General features: G+C 37.1%; 15 protein-coding genes and 1 pseudogene. 7 read left to right on the forward strand and 9 right to left on the reverse strand.

Annotation, left to right across the window (positions count from 1 at the left end; translation table 11 throughout):
* Window positions 1–150 precede the first annotated feature (150 nt).
* The gene (gene fumC / locus O7C57_RS10480; protein WP_154624821.1) at window positions 151–1,548 is read left to right on the forward strand and encodes a class II fumarate hydratase; all 1,398 of its coding nucleotides are present in this window, start codon (window positions 151–153) and stop codon (window positions 1,546–1,548) included.
* A gap of 121 nt (window positions 1,549–1,669) precedes the next feature.
* Here fumC and tus read toward each other — a convergent pair whose 3' ends face one another.
* From tus to O7C57_RS10495, 3 genes are all read right to left on the reverse strand, one after another.
* Window positions 1,670–2,515, reverse strand: coding sequence for a DNA replication terminus site-binding protein (gene tus, locus O7C57_RS10485; RefSeq protein WP_269723099.1), 846 nt, complete (start codon window positions 2,513–2,515; stop codon window positions 1,670–1,672).
* Window positions 2,516–2,715: 200 nt separating this feature from the next.
* Window positions 2,716–3,279 (reverse strand): lytic polysaccharide monooxygenase, encoded by a 564-nt coding sequence (locus O7C57_RS10490; protein WP_154624819.1) that lies wholly within the window; start codon window positions 3,277–3,279, stop codon window positions 2,716–2,718.
* A gap of 104 nt (window positions 3,280–3,383) precedes the next feature.
* A complete protein-coding gene (locus O7C57_RS10495) occupies window positions 3,384–4,646 on the reverse strand; it encodes an MFS transporter (protein WP_269723100.1) in 1,263 nt (420 codons plus the stop codon).
* A gap of 115 nt (window positions 4,647–4,761) precedes the next feature.
* Here O7C57_RS10495 and O7C57_RS10500 point away from each other — a divergent pair, with 115 nt between their 5' ends.
* The 3 genes from O7C57_RS10500 (at window position 4,762) to bioD (ending at window position 7,790) form a co-directional block, all read left to right on the forward strand.
* Window positions 4,762–5,664 carry a LysR family transcriptional regulator gene (locus O7C57_RS10500; RefSeq protein ID WP_154624817.1) on the forward strand — a complete coding sequence of 301 codons (903 nt, stop codon included), beginning with the start codon at window positions 4,762–4,764 and terminating at the stop codon, window positions 5,662–5,664.
* Window positions 5,665–5,765: 101 nt separating this feature from the next.
* Entirely contained in the window at window positions 5,766–6,974 is a 1,209-nt protein-coding gene (locus tag O7C57_RS10505) for an ROK family protein (protein ID WP_154635668.1), read from the forward strand.
* Between the two features lie 141 nt (window positions 6,975–7,115).
* Window positions 7,116–7,790: a dethiobiotin synthase gene (gene bioD / locus O7C57_RS10510; protein WP_154635669.1), complete on the forward strand. Its 675-nt coding sequence runs from the start codon at window positions 7,116–7,118 to the stop codon at window positions 7,788–7,790.
* A gap of 37 nt (window positions 7,791–7,827) precedes the next feature.
* On the opposite strand, the gene O7C57_RS10515 is transcribed toward bioD, so the two are convergent.
* The 3 genes from O7C57_RS10515 to ydfG form a co-directional block, all read right to left on the reverse strand.
* On the reverse strand, window positions 7,828–8,064 hold the full coding sequence (locus tag O7C57_RS10515) for a DUF1161 domain-containing protein (protein ID WP_154635670.1): 237 nt from the start codon (window positions 8,062–8,064) through the stop codon (window positions 7,828–7,830).
* Between the two features lie 26 nt (window positions 8,065–8,090).
* Entirely contained in the window at window positions 8,091–8,459 is a 369-nt protein-coding gene (locus O7C57_RS10520; RefSeq protein ID WP_154635671.1) for a DUF1283 family protein, read from the reverse strand.
* Window positions 8,460–8,540: 81 nt separating this feature from the next.
* On the reverse strand, window positions 8,541–9,290 hold the full coding sequence (gene ydfG / locus O7C57_RS10525) for a bifunctional NADP-dependent 3-hydroxy acid dehydrogenase/3-hydroxypropionate dehydrogenase YdfG (protein ID WP_154635672.1): 750 nt from the start codon (window positions 9,288–9,290) through the stop codon (window positions 8,541–8,543).
* A 748-nt stretch (window positions 9,291–10,038) separates the two neighbouring features.
* Here ydfG and O7C57_RS10530 point away from each other — a divergent pair.
* The 3 genes from O7C57_RS10530 (at window position 10,039) to O7C57_RS10540 (ending at window position 14,801) form a co-directional block, all read left to right on the forward strand.
* A complete protein-coding gene (locus O7C57_RS10530) occupies window positions 10,039–10,599 on the forward strand; it encodes a hypothetical protein (RefSeq protein ID WP_269723101.1) in 561 nt (186 codons plus the stop codon).
* 65 nt (window positions 10,600–10,664) lie between these two features.
* Window positions 10,665–12,857: an ATP-dependent nuclease gene (locus O7C57_RS10535; protein WP_269723102.1), complete on the forward strand. Its 2,193-nt coding sequence runs from the start codon at window positions 10,665–10,667 to the stop codon at window positions 12,855–12,857.
* 3 nt (window positions 12,858–12,860) lie between these two features.
* A complete protein-coding gene (locus O7C57_RS10540) occupies window positions 12,861–14,801 on the forward strand; it encodes a UvrD-helicase domain-containing protein (protein WP_269723103.1) in 1,941 nt (646 codons plus the stop codon).
* Window positions 14,802–14,900: 99 nt separating this feature from the next.
* On the opposite strand, the pseudogene O7C57_RS10545 reads toward O7C57_RS10540, so the two are convergent.
* The 3 genes and pseudogenes from O7C57_RS10545 to O7C57_RS10555 all read right to left on the reverse strand — a co-directional run.
* A pseudogene (locus O7C57_RS10545) lies at window positions 14,901–15,230 on the reverse strand (ISNCY family transposase); the annotation flags it as partial.
* Window positions 15,231–15,868: 638 nt separating this feature from the next.
* Window positions 15,869–16,216: a DUF7079 family protein gene (locus O7C57_RS10550; protein WP_269723104.1), complete on the reverse strand. Its 348-nt coding sequence runs from the start codon at window positions 16,214–16,216 to the stop codon at window positions 15,869–15,871.
* A gap of 124 nt (window positions 16,217–16,340) precedes the next feature.
* On the reverse strand, window positions 16,341–16,775 hold the full coding sequence (locus tag O7C57_RS10555) for a GNAT family N-acetyltransferase (RefSeq protein WP_269723105.1): 435 nt from the start codon (window positions 16,773–16,775) through the stop codon (window positions 16,341–16,343).
* Window positions 16,776–16,802 lie beyond the last annotated feature (27 nt).

Below are 16,802 nucleotides of genomic sequence, written 5' to 3' on the forward strand. Positions count from 1 at the left end.
CTTATTTCCTTGATACTACAATACAATAAACACGGTTAAGTCGCATTATTGAAATTAAATGTGTGGCATCATAGAGGGGTATTGCCAGCTTACCTGCAAGCTGGTGATTTTAAAACCGATTATTCTGTGTATGTACTTAAGGAGATAGTAATGGCAGCCACTCGCATTGAAAAAGACTCAATGGGACCAATTGAAGTACCAGCTGACCAGTTGTGGGGCGCGCAAACCCAGCGTTCTTTAGAACATTTCCGTATATCTGTAGAGAAGATGCCAGTTGCTTTAATCCATGCCTTAGCGGTGACTAAAAAAGCAGCTGCAAGCGTTAACATGGATTTAGGATTACTTCCTAAAGATCGTGGCGATGCGATTATCGCTGCTGCTGACGAAGTACTCGCTGGTAAGCATCCGACAGAATTCCCTCTTGCTATCTGGCAAACAGGTTCTGGCACTCAAAGTAACATGAATATGAATGAAGTGCTTGCAAACCGTGGTAGTGAGATCTTAGGTGGCCAAAGAGGTAATGACCGTCTTATTCACCCGAACGATGATGTTAACAAGAGCCAAAGTTCCAATGACGTCTTCCCAACAGCTATGCACGTTGCGGCCGTTGTTGCTATTCGCGAACATTTACTTCCTGAGCTAAAAGCATTACATAAAGTATTAGATGCTAAGGCAAAAGAATTTAAAGATATCGTTAAAATTGGTCGTACACACCTACAAGATGCAACTCCGCTGACGTTAGGCCAAGAAATTTCTGGCTGGGTAGCGATGTTAGCTCACAATGAAAAACATATTGAAAACTCTGTACCTCATGTGTGCGAACTGGCTCTTGGCGGTACCGCGGTCGGTACGGGTTTAAATACTCACCCTGAATATGCTGTACGTGTCGCTAAAAAAATTGCTGAGTTAACAGGGCAACCATTTGTTACTTCACCTAACAAGTTTGAAGCATTAGCAACGTGTGATGCTTTAGTTCACGCTCATGGTGCACTAAAAGGTCTTGCTTCATCTTTGATGAAAATTGCGAATGATGTTCGTTGGTTGGCATCTGGCCCTCGTTGCGGTATTGGTGAGATTGCAATCCCTGAAAATGAGCCAGGTAGCTCAATTATGCCAGGTAAAGTTAACCCAACACAATGCGAAGCGCTAACGATGCTTTGTGCTCAAGTTATGGGTAACGATGTTGCTATCAATATTGGTGGTGCTTCAGGTAATTTTGAGCTGAACGTATTCCGTCCAATGGTCATTGATAATTTCTTACAATCAATTCGCCTCTTGGCCGATGGTATGCGTAGCTTCAATGAGCACTGTGCGATTGGTATTGAACCAAACCGTGAGCGCATTGAAAAACTTCTGCATGAATCACTGATGTTAGTGACTGCACTAAATACCCATATTGGCTACGATAAAGCAGCTGAAATTGCTAAAAAAGCCCATAAAGAAGGGTTAACGCTGAAAGAATCAGCTTTAAAACTGAATTATCTAACCGCTGAACAGTTCGACGAGTGGGTTCGTCCTGAAGATATGGTTGGCAGCATGAAAAACTAATTAACAGATTAGTTTAAGCTAAAAAAAGCACTTGCTTAACAATAAGTAAGTGCTTTTTTATGTTGCATAATCTATGTACTTTTTATCACGCTCAATCTCCAACGAACATCGCATTTTATCTCTAGACTTCTTGATATAAGTTGAGGCGAGGGATCAATAATTCTATGGGCTTTGATCGGGGGCGGTTGCGAAGAGTAATATTGTCTGCGTTATAATCCGGCAAATCACCGATCACAATATCATCTAATGATTTTTCGACGGCAAATATGATTAACGGATTGGCACAGGCAAGTTGAGTCTGTTTTTGTTGTGCGCTATCCCAAACACGAGCAATAGGCTGAACTTTCACCGGTCTCTGAGTTTTAAGTACGGCATCCTGATTTAGCTGACTAATTAGAGTAATTTCTTGCTCTAATTGCTTCAGCCAATGTTCTCTAGGTATACCTAATGGTTGACGGCCATTTTCTAATGAGGCTTGCAACTTATTTAATACCTGTTCTTTGGTGGTCTTATTGATGACTTTTTTATTTGCCCAGCCAAATCTAACGGTATCGACATCCGTTAGATAAGTTAAAGAGCGATAAGTATTTAACGTCAATAGACCATGGAGACTATCATGAATAAACTCAAAACGTTGTGATTCATCGACGCCAGATTGCTGAGTCACAATCTTCTTTATTTTCACTTTTAACTCATTGATATCTTCTAGTAATGAATGAAACATCCGATAAGTAGAATAGGGCGCATTTATACAAATAGCACCGGGTAACCTAACTGCCGATTTGTTGCTGGTTAACTCTGATTTATCATGAATAAACAACAAATTAAAATGCGCTATAGCATGATTGATTGCATCTTTTCCTGTTATTTTCTCAACCTCAATATGTTTTATTTCATTATTTTCATCACCTTTCATAATTTCAGGGAGACGAAATACGGAGGCAGAAAAAACGGGCTGTTCAGCCATGAGATGACTAAACTTACTTATTTTGTTCTCTAATTGATTAAAGCAATTTATAAGCTCATATTTAGCATTTGTCATAAGCCAATATACCCATTTAGTTACAACATTCTGTTTATTGAAAATATAACAAATATTCAGCATCGTGCAAAATAAATCTGTCTAACAGAACGAAAGGGGACTTCTTTTCCCCTTTATAAAAAGTCTTATTTGATATTGAGGTCTATCACTTGATAAAAAGCATTACCCGTATCAGCAATCGTCCAAACCGCTAACACCAGTTGATAGCCTAAATTTTCTTTTGGTAATGTACAATGATGCTCGACGACTGAACCAGGGCGTTTGGGTTCATCATACTGGCAAAATGGTGTTAAAACTAATTGATTACGGCTTATTGGTAAATTAGGGTTCCAATTCGGCTTGGTAATAAAGTATTCCCACTTAGATGTTGAATGTCTGGCAGTTAAATACCATTTAAACGTTTGTTGAGAGTGATGAAGATCATTTTTGCTCCAACGAGCGGCTGTTTGCACATCAAGTTCAGCAAAGCGAGTAATACCCGCACTTGCGATTTGACCATCTATAGGGCCTGATAAAGGGAAACCTTTTGCAGCTTCAAGAGATTGTGGCTCATATTGTATTGCACCACACTCGGCATTGAGCTTTTGATTACACAGGTAAGCACGGCTTTGTGGTTCAAATACATAGCCGTGCGCGAATATAAATGTTGAAAAACAGAGTAGAAAAGGAAGTAAAAATAGATTTTTCATTGGTTGCCCTCATCGTTGTTGAGAGCAACATTTTCACTGAATCAAACTCACAAAATAAATTTCATCATTTAATAGGTATTGATAAAGCAAAGACACTGGCTTGATCAGCAGTTAGCCTTTAATTTGTAAGCGATTAGCATACCAATAAGAAGCAGCCCAGCAATAAACCAAGCAACGCCAGCCCATCCAAATTGCAACCAAAAAATCCCGCCAACAGTTCCTGCAATACTTGAACCTGCATAATAACTAAACAAGTAAAGTGAAGAAGCTTGGCCTCTAGCCCGTTTAGCTCGGTGTCCAACCCAACTACTGGCGACTGAATGAGCAGAAAAGAACCCAGCTGTTAACACCGTCATGCCCAAAAGGATGAGCCAAAAACTCGAAAATAGTGTTAACAAGATCCCTGACAACATGAGAACTAATGCAGCAATCAGCACACTTCCCAAACCAAATCTAGAGGTTAAACTTCCGGATTTCGATGCGCTATATGTACCTGTTAAATAAATTATTGATAATAAGCCAACAGTAGCTTGGCTAAAATGATAGGGGGCTTCAAGTAATCGATAACCAATATAGTTATACATAGTGACAAACCCTCCCATCAAAACAAAGCCTTCAACAAATAACCATGGTAAACCTTTATCACGAAAATGAAGGCGTAAGTTAATCCACAAATTTTTGGGTTTTAAAGAGCTTGCTCTAAAATGTTGTGAAGGTGGCAATAACCGCCAAAAGCCAATTGCAGCAATTAAAGCTAGGCTGCCCAACAAAATCACAGCGACACGCCATGAATAAAAATCAGCGATAACGCCCGTAACAAGACGTCCGCTCATTCCACCAATAGAGTTACCACTAATATATAATCCCATTGATAACGCGACATAGCTAGGATGGATTTCTTCACTTAGGTAGGTCATCGCAACCGCTGCAACACCACTCAACGATAATCCAACGAGCGCTCTAGCAATTAAAATACCTTGCCAACTTTGCATAAAAGCACTTAACAGTGTGAACAATGCCGCACTTGTTAACGCAACGACCATGACATTTTTTCGTCCAATCGCATCGGAAATTGGTCCAGTAATCAGTAGCCCTAGCGCCATTAATCCAGTACTTAATGATAACGAGAGACTAGCCGTAGCAGGGGAAACATTAAAATCCTCTGATAACATCGGCAAAATCGGTTGCACAAAATAAAGTAATGCAAATGTGGCTAACCCCACGGTAAAGAATGAGAGTGTCACGCGCAAATATAGTGCATCATCACGTTGAATATAGTGCTTTTTAGGGACAGTATTCTTATTTGAGTTATCCCGCGTTCCGTTAGCGGTGTCTTCAGTAGTAAGACTATTTGATGAATGTTCCATAGAGATTTCCTTGCCATATAACCCAATTGATTTCGATCAAAGGATAGAAATCTCAGACTATTTTGTCTAATATATTAATAATTACCAATAATACTTTAAAGATATCATAAAGAAAATGGCTATTGAATTAAGACACTTACGCTATTTTGTGGCTGTTGCAGAAGAGTTACATTTTGGGAGAGCGGCTGATCGACTGCATATTTCTCAACCACCATTGAGTCAGCAAATTCAGTCACTTGAAGAGCAAATCAATGCAAAGTTACTTGAGCGTAATAATAGGAATGTATCCTTAACCCCCGCAGGCACTATGTTTCTTAAAGAGGCTTATCAAATATTGTCTCAGGTCGAAGCTGCCGCCACGAAAGCCGCAAGAATGGAAAAGGGCGAGTTAGGCGAACTTTCTATAGGCTTCACCTCAACAACCCCCTTTATGCATAAAGTGACGATGTGTTTACGTCAATATCGTGAATCCTACCCTGAAGTCGCTATTCATATGCATCAAATGAATACAAAACAACAACTTGCACCATTATTAACGGGTAGGATTGATATGGGTATTATGCGTAATACTCAATTACCTGAACAATTGAATTACCAATTATTGTTTAAAGAACCTTTCATGGTTGCGGTGTATGAAGGGCATCCGCTATTAAAATACGAAAAAACAGGTGTCGATATTCACTTATTGGCTGATTATCCTTTAGTTTTTTTCGAAAGAGAGGTGGGAACGGCGCTTTATGATGAAATACATAATCTGCTTACATCCGCTGGGGTCACGCCTAAAATATCTCAAGAAGCCGGTGAAGCGATGACCATTTTAGGATTAGTTGCAGCTGGCATGGGAATTTCTATTATCACAGAGTCCTTCACTCGCATGAAGATTGATGGTGTAAAGTACATCAAATTTTCTAATATCAATGCAGCATCGGAGGTATGGTTAGTCTACAATAGTCGTAGGACATTACCAGCGGCCGCACAAAAATTAACTCAGTTACTCATAAAAAACATTGTTGGTTAAATCATGTGATTTAAGTCACAATTAACATGTGGATCAAGGCGTTGATGACTTATATTACGCATAATAGCTGGCTGCTTTAGCATGGGATTTAATATTTCATAATGGAAAATCAAACCGGTCATATCGATCAGATTAAGCAACTAAATACAGGGATTGTTTACCGAGTGATTGATCAACACGGGCCAATCTCGCGTATTGCGTTGTCCAAACAATCACTACTCGCTCCAGCGAGTATTACAAAAATCACCCGTGAATTGATCGATGCTCACTTAGTGAAAGAAATTGAATTCCCCGTTCTTGGCTTACGTGGTCGACCAGCCATTGGCTTAGTAATAGAAAGTGAAGGGTGGCAATTTTTATCTATCCGAATTGAAAATGGTTCTATCAGCTTAGCCCTAAAAGAGATCAATACCCAAACCATCGTAGAACAAAGCTATCCTTTTCACGTAAAAGGTAATGATGAATTCTCAAATACTCTCTCATCTTTAATTAGCCATTTTTTTGCCACTTACTCACAACACCTTGAGCGTGTCACTGCAATTAGCATTATTTTAGATGGTTTAATTGAGCCTTTTTCCGGTGTGATTTATAAATTACCGGACTATGATATTGATCATTTATCACTTGGCCATCACTTAACAGAACAAACCGGTTTACCAACCTATATTCAACCTTATGTTAATACGTTAGCCTTAACCGATTATTTTTCTTTTCATGCTAAAAGAACGGCTAAAAATATTATTTATTTACAAATCGATGATGTGGTTAGTGCCGCCATTATCAATAATGGTATTGCGCTAGATAGCCATACCAGACGTACCATTTATTTCGGTCATGGACAGATTCAGAACAGCCACGAGAGTTGTTATTGTGGCGGGATTGGCTGCTTAGAAAGATCGATTTCGATTCCAGCGATCTTAAAGCGTATTCCTAAATTATTTCATTTATACCCAGAAACCTCGCTTTTAAATGAAGAAATTAATTTCGATAATTTCTGTTTAGGTATTGAAACTGAAGATCCTCTTTGCCTGCACATATTAGATAATATTGCTCAAATACTCGCAGGGCAGCTCTATCAATTAATTAATATTTTTGGCATTGAGTTAATTTTGATCAATTCGCCATTAAATCGTGTCTCTTCGCTATTTTATCCACTTTTATATCAATACTGTCGCTCCCAGTGCATTCATATCTACTATCAAGAATTGCATATTGAAAAATCTGAAATTACTAAAAAAGAGAGTGAAACTGCTTTAATTCAACAGGCTTTATACGATGGCTCTTTATTGATCCAGTTACTACAAGGTTAACAAAAGTTGATAAAGTTTTTGCTATTAACTAGAAAATTGAGCTAACGCAAACTTAAGACTTGCCCATTCCCATAAACTGATTCCATATCATTTTTCACTGCAATTATGCAGTCGTCTGTCACTTCAGGATAGAAAATAACTATGATGAATCTATTTATTACCGGGACAGATACAGATGTCGGGAAGACAGTATCCACATTGGCCATATTGCAGGCGCTTAATAGCCAAGGAATTAAAGCGGTAGGCTACAAGCCCATTGCTGATCAATGTATTGATACTCCAGAAGGTATGAGAAATAAGGATGCTTTACTCATTCATGGAATATCACAAGAGGTTGTATCATATGATGATATCAATCCAATAAAAATTAAAGATAATTACAATCACGAAAACCGTATTGATTTCAGTAAAATTAAACTAGGCTTAGAAAACCTAAATAGTCAATGCGATACCGTTGTTATCGAAGGTAATGGTGGCTGGCGTTATTTATTAGATGACAATACGTTTTACACTGATTGGTTAAAAGGCCAAAAGGTTGGTGTAATACTTGTTGTCGGAATTCAACACGGTTGTGTTAATCACACATTGCTTACAGCAGAGGCAATACGAGCCGATGGTTTACCACTTGTCGGCTGGATAGCGAACCGAATTAATCCAGGCCTTGCCCATTACGCTCAGATTATTAGTCGATTACAAAAGCACTTAAAAGCACCATTACTCGGTGAGATCCCCTATTTATTGCGGCCAGAAGAGAAAGAACTCTGTCAATATTTAGATAAAGATAAGCTTAAAGAATTTATGTGTGAATATGCTTAGATAAAATTGAAAAGGGCGCTCAAAGCGCCCTAGCTATTTATTGGTGACGAGTATAAATGATTTTATACGTCTCATTCTGACAGTGGCCAACAACCTGTCCTTGTGTTTGATCGACTTCGTCATTTGGAACAGCCACTAAGCTAAAATTATCAGCAGGTACACCATTATTGATAATCTTTTGCTTAATTTCTTCAATCACACTTTCACATGATGCCTGTGCTAATACAGGGGCAAACAGGATACACAGTGCTGGAAGTATAAGTCTCGTTTTCATAATAACTCCTTAATTAGGTTAATGAGTTATGGGCGAGCTAATGGGCGTCCAGTATTTACATCAAGACAACGTTGTGTATTAGGTTCCCAATAAGCATTTAAATTAAGACTTTTTTCGCATGCATCTTTCGCATCAAACGCGGCATCAACCTTATCGAACTCTTTTTCAGTGCGCGCATTCACTTTTGTACGTAACTGACGTGTTTGATCCCACTGTTCTTTTTCTTGGCGAGCTTGCTCTTTCGTCAGAACACTATCAACATTTCCTGACGTTACACAAGTACTTCCCGCAGTGCAGTTGACATTCGCAGCATGCGCTGAAGAAAGCCCTAACAAAGGAAGACACAGCAATAATGCTGACAAGCCTTGCTTAACAACTTTGAGAGATGAGTTCATCATTAAATCCTTACTAAATGAGTTCCATTTCGCTATTTAACCACAAATATGAGGCAAATCCCTTTAGAAAAGTACGAAAAATCACTCTTCTTTATGAACGGTTAAACCTGCAAATGTTTGGCACACAGGCATTAATTCAAGTGTATTCACATTCATGCGAGCAGGCAAGGTAGAGACCCAATAAACTGTTTCAGCGATATCTTCAGGGGTAAGTGCATCGGCGCCTTTATATATATTAGCAGCTTTAGCATCATCGCCATTGAGTCGAACATTAGAAAACTCAGTTCCGCCAACCAAGCCAGGTTCAATGTCAGTGACACGTACTTTTTTACCTTGAAGATCTGCACGCAAACCTAGTGAAAACTGCCTAACAAAAGCTTTGGTTGCACCATAAACGTTACCACCTTTATACGGCCAATTTGCAGCGGTTGAGCCAATGTTAATAATATGTCCATGATTATTGGCCACCATCGTTTGCAGTACTTCATAAGTCATGTTAACCAACCCTTTAGTATTAGTATCAATCATGGTGGCCCAATCTTCTGGATTAGCATTGAAGGCGGGTTCGATACCCAACGCTAAGCCCGCGTTATTAACTAATACATCAATGTTTTTTAGTGATGCTGGCAAGCCTGCAATTGCTGATTGAATAGCTTCTCTATCACGAATATCAAGCGTAATAGGGTGAAATTTATCGCCTAACTCTTTTTGTAATGCGACTAAACGTTCAGTTCGTCGACCGGTACCAATAACGGTTGCTCCATGCTGAATGAAACGACGAGCAATTGCTTCGCCAAAACCTGATGATGCTCCTGTAACTAAAATGATCATGCTTACCCCTGTCTCTTATTATTGCTTAGTGTTCAGTTATTCTAACGCGCTTGCAGTAATGATCTACAAAAAACTTATTGTTATTACACAATAAAGAGTAGAGGGATGACGCTGTGAGGCCCCAAACTTGGCAGCTACAATCTTCACAATTTGCTGTTCTGAAGCTGTGTAAGTTAATAAAAACGTCATTTTTCAGCATAAAGAAGTCAATCTTTTGCTGAAATAAGGGGCATTAAAATATTGGTGGCTATGTCGGATAAAGAATAAAATCGGGTCAATGTGATTCAAACCGTGAGTGATAATCCTAACGGTATCTTGGAAATGCCAGCGGATCGGCCAAAATCTTGTAATAAATTCAATAAAACTGCCTTTCAAATTATTAATTACCAATATTATTACTGGTGCAATAATAACGGCTATCTATCCAAACAGATGAATAGTTATGAATAGAATGCCTCAATCCGAACTTGGCATTGAGGGAGATGAAGTTATTCCGTGATGCTAACGGCAGAGAAGGGCCTTACGCTTACATCAAACCACAGCATGCGAATTCAAAAGTGTTATTATATTTTATAGAGAGAGAAATAACTTTGTAACGCAAGGTCAAACTGGACAATACTCAGCTGTTTTAACTTGTTTCTCCAATTTTATCTATATATTCCACCAAATAGTTAAATTATGATGCATGTTACATATTATTCATCACGAATTATGTATCCTCGGTACTTTGACACCTGAGGAAATTCTAATGCGAAGAATAATATTACTGGCATTACTTACGGCGGCCCCCTTATTAAGCTATGCCTCTGATTGGATTGTTCCTGATCTAAATATCGGAGAGCCAAAATTGAGCCAGTCCGTAATTAAAAAAGATTTGAGTGAAGGAGCCACTCTGTATGAAATAAAAAGAGGAACAGTAGGGAAGGATGGGTATATTCTTTTCACTGGTGTAATAAATTCTCAGACAAAACAAAAATATATAGACGAACTTAAAAATTTAAATATTCCCTTTGAAGTCAATTTCGCCCCTGAAACAGCGCCACTAGGCAATTTCATTGGCCCCATAATTAGAATTAAGGGTTTTAATAACCAAAATGAAGCTAAAGACAAGGCGGATAAATTACAAGCCAAAGGCCTTGAATTTAATGTGCGGTATAGCGCACAGGAAGGTTTGCATACAAGTGGGCCATTCGATATTAGCGTATTAAAGATTGATTTAAATAAATTTGATGGGAAGATTGTTAGCGCCCTAGCTAAAGATAATGAAGTCAGCTCACATAACTTAATAATATTTATTGAGTTTTCATAACCAAAGCATAAGAATATGTAAACATATATTGATTGATGTGCAATGCTATTAATACAAGGCGCTATATGAAAATTTCTTCTTTTAAATTAAAAAATTATCGCCGGTTATCGGACATTACACTAACTCTTGATGACAAAACTACAATTCTAGTCGGTGCAAATAATAGTGGAAAAACATCTTGTATTAAGGCTCTATACACTTTTTTGAGTCGACGTGGCAACATGCACATCAAAGACGTACCTAAATGTAATTGGAAAGAAATTAGAAGGTTAGGTCAGTTAATTGAGGAAGATTTCCCATCTAATAATGATGAAGAAAATAAGTTTTTAACAAATTTGACACATTTCCTCCCATTACTGGATATTGAAATTAATGCCGATGTAAAAGAAACCTATAAAGTTAGAGATATTCTACCGGATCTGGAATGGAAAGGTGGTTCTCTTTTTATCCGTATAAAGTATGAACCTAAGAATATCACGGAATTGTGTCAAGAATTCAGCGAAGCAAGAAAATTGGTTTCAGGACACAGTAAAACTTCGCTTTGGCCTAAGGATCTCTGTGATTTTCTAGAAAAAGGTAATAATTTTGAACGTTATATTGAGAAAAAATATTATATCCTGAGTGATGACTTTTTACAGCCACTATCATCAACAGTTTTGGAAACATTAATCCGAGTAGATGTTATTTCTGAACAGCGTGGGCTGGGGCAAGATGACAATGATATAAACAAAGGACCATACACAGAAAAGCATAGCCTCAATAAATTATTGCGTAATTATTATGATAGCATTTTAAACCCTGAAACATTTCCCGATCCAAAGGATATCACTGTACTGAGGCAACATCAAAAACTAGAAGAAGATTTTTCAAATAGATTGAACTCCCAATTTACAGAACCTATGAACGAATTAAAAACAATGGGCTATACTGCTATTGGTGGTAACCCTAGCGTTCAAATAGCTGCAAAAATTAGCGGTATAGATGCGCTACAAAGAGCATCATCTATACGTTATCACTTCGATGATAAAGATGTTGAATATATCCCAGAACATTATTTAGGGCTTGGATATCAGAATCTAATCTATCTGACTTTTAGACTTCTTGAATTTCGTGATAAATGGATGCGCGTTGGGAAATCGGCAATTGCCCAAAATTCATCAGAAACGAAGTCAGAGTTAGCACAAATTGAGCCAATCCACTTAGTCTTGATTGAAGAGCCGGAAGTTAATTTACATGCTCAAGTTCAACGGGTTTTTGTTTCAAATGCGTATAATGTATTACGAAATCACCCTGAATTAAGAAATAAAGATAAGAAGGATAATCCAGAATACTATACACAATTAGTCATTAGCACACATTCTAGCCATATTATTAATGACGTTGATTTCAAAGAGTTACGATATTTTAAACGAATGAGTGCAACTTCACTGTTACCGATGAATCATACGATAATTGCAAATATGTCTGAGTTATTTGCATCCCCAAAAGAAGAACTAAAATTTGTAAGAAAACATCTAAAACTAACTCACTGTGATATCTTTTTTGCTGATGGCGTTATTTTTGTTGAAGGGCAAGCTGAACGTATTTTAATCCCTCAGTTTATTGCAGAATATTTTCCTGAGCTAACAAGTCGATATCTCTCAGTTATTGAAGTTAGTGGTGCACATACACATAAGTATAAAGATTTAATTGAACACCTTGGAATGAAAGCCTTAATTATTACAGACATTGACTCGGTCAATAAAGAAAACAAAAAATGTTATCCAAAAATAAAATCATCACAAAAAACAAGTAATACAACACTTAAAAAATGGCACCCTCAAAAAGAGAGTTTAGATGAACTTATAAAACTATCAAGCAAAAAACATGTCATTACTTCCCAAAATTCAGATGTTTACATAGCATATCAAAAAGCAACGGAGCTTGAGGGAAAAAAGATACTATCAAGAACTTTTGAAGATGCTTTGATTCTGGCTAATATTAAGAATAGCTTTTTTAATAAAATTGAAAAAATAACAAGTGCAAGAAATGAATTCGCACTAAATCAAGATGTAGATGCATTATGTGAATCACTTTTCAACTACGTACAAGAGCTAAAAAAAGGGGACTTCGCTTTTGACTGTCTATTTTATCTTTCTGAAATTGAAGACCATAAAGAACCTCTGGATAAAGAAAAAGAGAGTTTTTTTCCTCCTAAATACATAAGCGATGGACTTGATTGGCTAAAGAAAGAATTAACACCAAAGAAGGGAAAATAGCTTATGTCAATAGACTTTTTTCTTGCAGAGACACGTTCGGCAAATCATGATGATAGTGTCGATGATATCATTAAAAAATGCATACATTCTAAGTCAAAACATAGTTTTATTACTTTTGCAGGAGCCGGTTCAGGTAAAACGTATTCTTTAAAACAAGCATTGATTTACCTCAAAGATGAACATTCGATTGATTTTTCTCGCAAAGGAAAACAAGTTGCCATTATTACTTATACGAATAATGCTGCGGATGAAATATCTAATAGAATTGATAAACACCCTATGTTTGCTATTTCAACAATTCATAGTTTTTGTTGGACCTCGATTAAAGGATTTAACGAAGATATTCGGCTCTGGTATTTAAATACCATTCCTAAAGAAATTGCAAGAATTGAAGAATTAGAACGTAAAGGACGTTCAGGTAAAGCTTCCGATACCAGGAAAAAAACACTTATTCGCTTAAATACTAAGTTAGAATGGTTAAGTGAACCTCAGAAGTTTGTATATGACCCTAATGGTATCAACTCCACTAAAAATGCCTTATCACATACGGATGTCCTGAACATTTTTTCTGATTTTCTTACAAAGAAACCAATGATGAAAGAATTAATTGCAAGCAAATATCCTTTCATATTTATTGATGAAAGTCAGGATACAGACAAAACTGTTATTAATTCATTTTTTAATTTACAGCAAAGCAAACAAGACCAAATAGTCATAGGTCTTTTTGGTGATACTATGCAGCGTATCTTCGGTGCTGGGGATGAGGAACTAGGTCTAAAATCACCGCCAGTACCTGGTTGGGAAGTGATTAATAAAGAAATGAATCACCGCTCTGCACGTCGAATTGTAGGATTGGGTAATCAAATCAGAAGCAATGTTGATAATCGTAAACAATACGCAAGAGAAGGAACACCAGAAGGATATATCAGGTATTATTTACTGCCTCAAAATGTAGAAAATAAAGCTGAAACAGAAACAAATATTCGTAGAGAAATGGCAAATCTGACAGGAGATCAAGACTGGAATGATATTGAAGGAAAAAATACTGCTGTTTTACTCTTAGAGCACAAAATGGCTGCTAGGCGCCTCGGGTTTCATCTGTTATGGGAAAAATTAGAACAAGTAAGCAACCTAAAAGATAGTATGAGTGATGGCAGCAATACTGAATTGAATTTTTTCGCAAATATTATTCTGCCACTTGCAGACGCTAGTATTAATAACAAACGTGCAGAGTTGATGTCAATACTTCGGAAATATAATTCACCTCTTTTAGAGCCAAAGATCTTTGAGGCAAACAAAGACGACCCGTTACTTTCCGCTCGCACAGCTGAATATGAATTCAAGGCAACCATTACAAATAATGATGTTAGCTTTCAAAATGTCCTAGATATTCTAGCTCGATACAACTTGATGAAAATTCCATCTAAATTGCAATCATTTTTGACATTGAATGAAGATCAAGATATTAGCATGACATCAGAAAATAACAGCTCATCTGCCGATACTAATGAGTTTGAGGTATGGGATGACGCACTAAAAACACGTTTTTTTCAAATCAGGGGTTATAAAAAGTATATTTCCGATGAATCAAAATACCGAACCCACCAAGGGGTAAAGGGAAATGAATTTGATCATGTTATGGTTATTATGGATGATAATGAAGCCGGAGGATTTATGTTTTCTTATGAAAAATATTTTGGGGTCAAAGGTTTATCCACCTCTAGCTCAAAGAAACAAAATACTGAAGAACAAAAATTAAAAGGGCTAGAGCGCACTGCTAGGCTATTCTACGTAACCTCTACAAGAGCAAAGTTAAGCCTTGCCCATGTCATCTATACATCAGATGTTCAGGCGTTAAAAAATAAACTTATTGACAAAAAACTAGCCCGACCAGATGAAATAATTGAACCGCAAATAACAGAAGCAAATATTGTTAAATTCTAGTTCTTACCAAAAATCTCCTTTGAACGCCCTTGAAGTTTAACGAGGGCTTCTAACATGTCATTTTGGTCGATAGAGCGTGGGATTTTTTTTCTAGCGCTTTTCAAAATAACTAAAGGTGGATTCAGATTTAACAAACCTTAATTGCATCAAAGCACTTATTGCATCATCAACATAAACTAAAGCCGTACAAGCTGGCGCGCGATCTTCAAACCAAGGGTGGTCACAACCATCAATTTGGATAAGCTCTCCAGTACAAGCTCTACGGTAACGAGGTTGCTGAATTTTAGGGGATCGTTGTTTACGAGGAACCTATAAACCGGCTTTAATCATGAGTGTTCGAACAGTTTCTTTGGATAAATAAACATCATGTTGTTCAGCCAGCTTCTCACAAGCTAAGGTTGGACCAAAATCATGATAATGTTCCCGAATAGAATAATCGTGAGAGCATGTTTGGGAAGCTGATTATTGCTTAGGTTCGCATAATGCATATTATGTTAAATAGGATATAATGACCAATAGCTTCATAAGATGAATCCCTTTCAATGAATTAGCGCTTCTAACCCCTGTTGATTCAGATACGTGTTAAAAATTTAATCACTTCACTTCTCGCCAATTTGTGCATTTTAATGAGATACGTAGTACAGCATGGATAAGAAACAAATACTGACCTAAATCGATGAGCAAACCAACTCTTCCATCCTTGTTTAAAGTACTAAAAGCATAGTTTCAATTCAAAATGTATCTTTTGAATCATGTAAAAATAATGCTGAGCACCTACGAACAATGTCTAAATTCTTTTAATAAATAGGAATCAGTGCTTTCAATAGATTGACAGGTATGACATCTGGACGCCACGCGATTGAAACGGATGCTACATAAAGTAATCGCTCAGAATTTTAGCAAAGTACAGCCAGGTGATATGAAGCACAATCCCAATTACCGGAGTTTAACGAAAGAGCAACTATTATGCCTTGATAAAATGCTACTACCCTATTCTCCTTTGATATCAGAATCATTACCTGTAGTGATCCAGTGATTCTATTAACTATTTATTAAAAATATTATTTTTATAAACGTGATTTCAACTGAATCCATTCATTTTTAAACACCATCTTAAGATAATAGATAAAAAAAGACATTTTTAGCCTTCCTAAGAATTTGTTTTTTATGCTTTTTATTTTTACTATCTCTGTAAGCAATTGCTCTTCATCAAAAAAATAACAAACAGGCGGAACTGGCGATATAACATTGAAGTAGCAAGCTGGAGCCACATAATTAAACAACACATCTTCAATGTATTTAATATCATAATTTTTAACCATGTAAGCTATATAATCGTAGTCTATAGCGTTATCAACAAAAATAAGTGACAACGTCACATAAAGACGTTCTTCATTATTTAACGAATTGCCCATTTCGTAAGCTCTTCTATTTCATCATCAAGACTATCCGTTACAACTGTTCCAGAAATTATTGCACTTAAGGATTGCGCCGGTGCTTTTACCCTTATTCAATAAACTCAGGATGATATTGAACGGTTTAGCGAAGAATTAACGCCATCAGAATTTCATCCCGATATTCCGTGCCCTCTTTCAGTGCACGAGGTTCCACACCGTAGATTTTGAAACCCTGTTTTTCATAGAGCTTGATAGCGGCGACATTTCCATCTACTACGCTCAGCATGATTTGTTCAACATGCTTAATCGCATAATTTTTCACTGACTGTAATAGTTTTTCAGCTATACCTAACCCTCGAAATTCAGGCTCAACAAAAACACTCGATAAGCTAGTTTGCTGGCAACCATCACACATACCGGGCACCTTTTGGGATGTATTCTCTACCGCAATCGCAATTTCGGCGTTTTTACCTTTGTAATTATCATTTATATCACTAAACAATTTCTGCTCGGCATGATTGTAATTAGTTTGGCCATTGCTCGTAGAGACACTTGGAATACTTTTACTATCACTCACAACAACTTTATAATTAATACCATCAAC

This window comes from Providencia sp. 21OH12SH02B-Prov (assembly GCF_027362595.1).
GTDB classification, from domain to species: Bacteria; Pseudomonadota; Gammaproteobacteria; order Enterobacterales; family Enterobacteriaceae; genus Providencia; species Providencia zhejiangensis.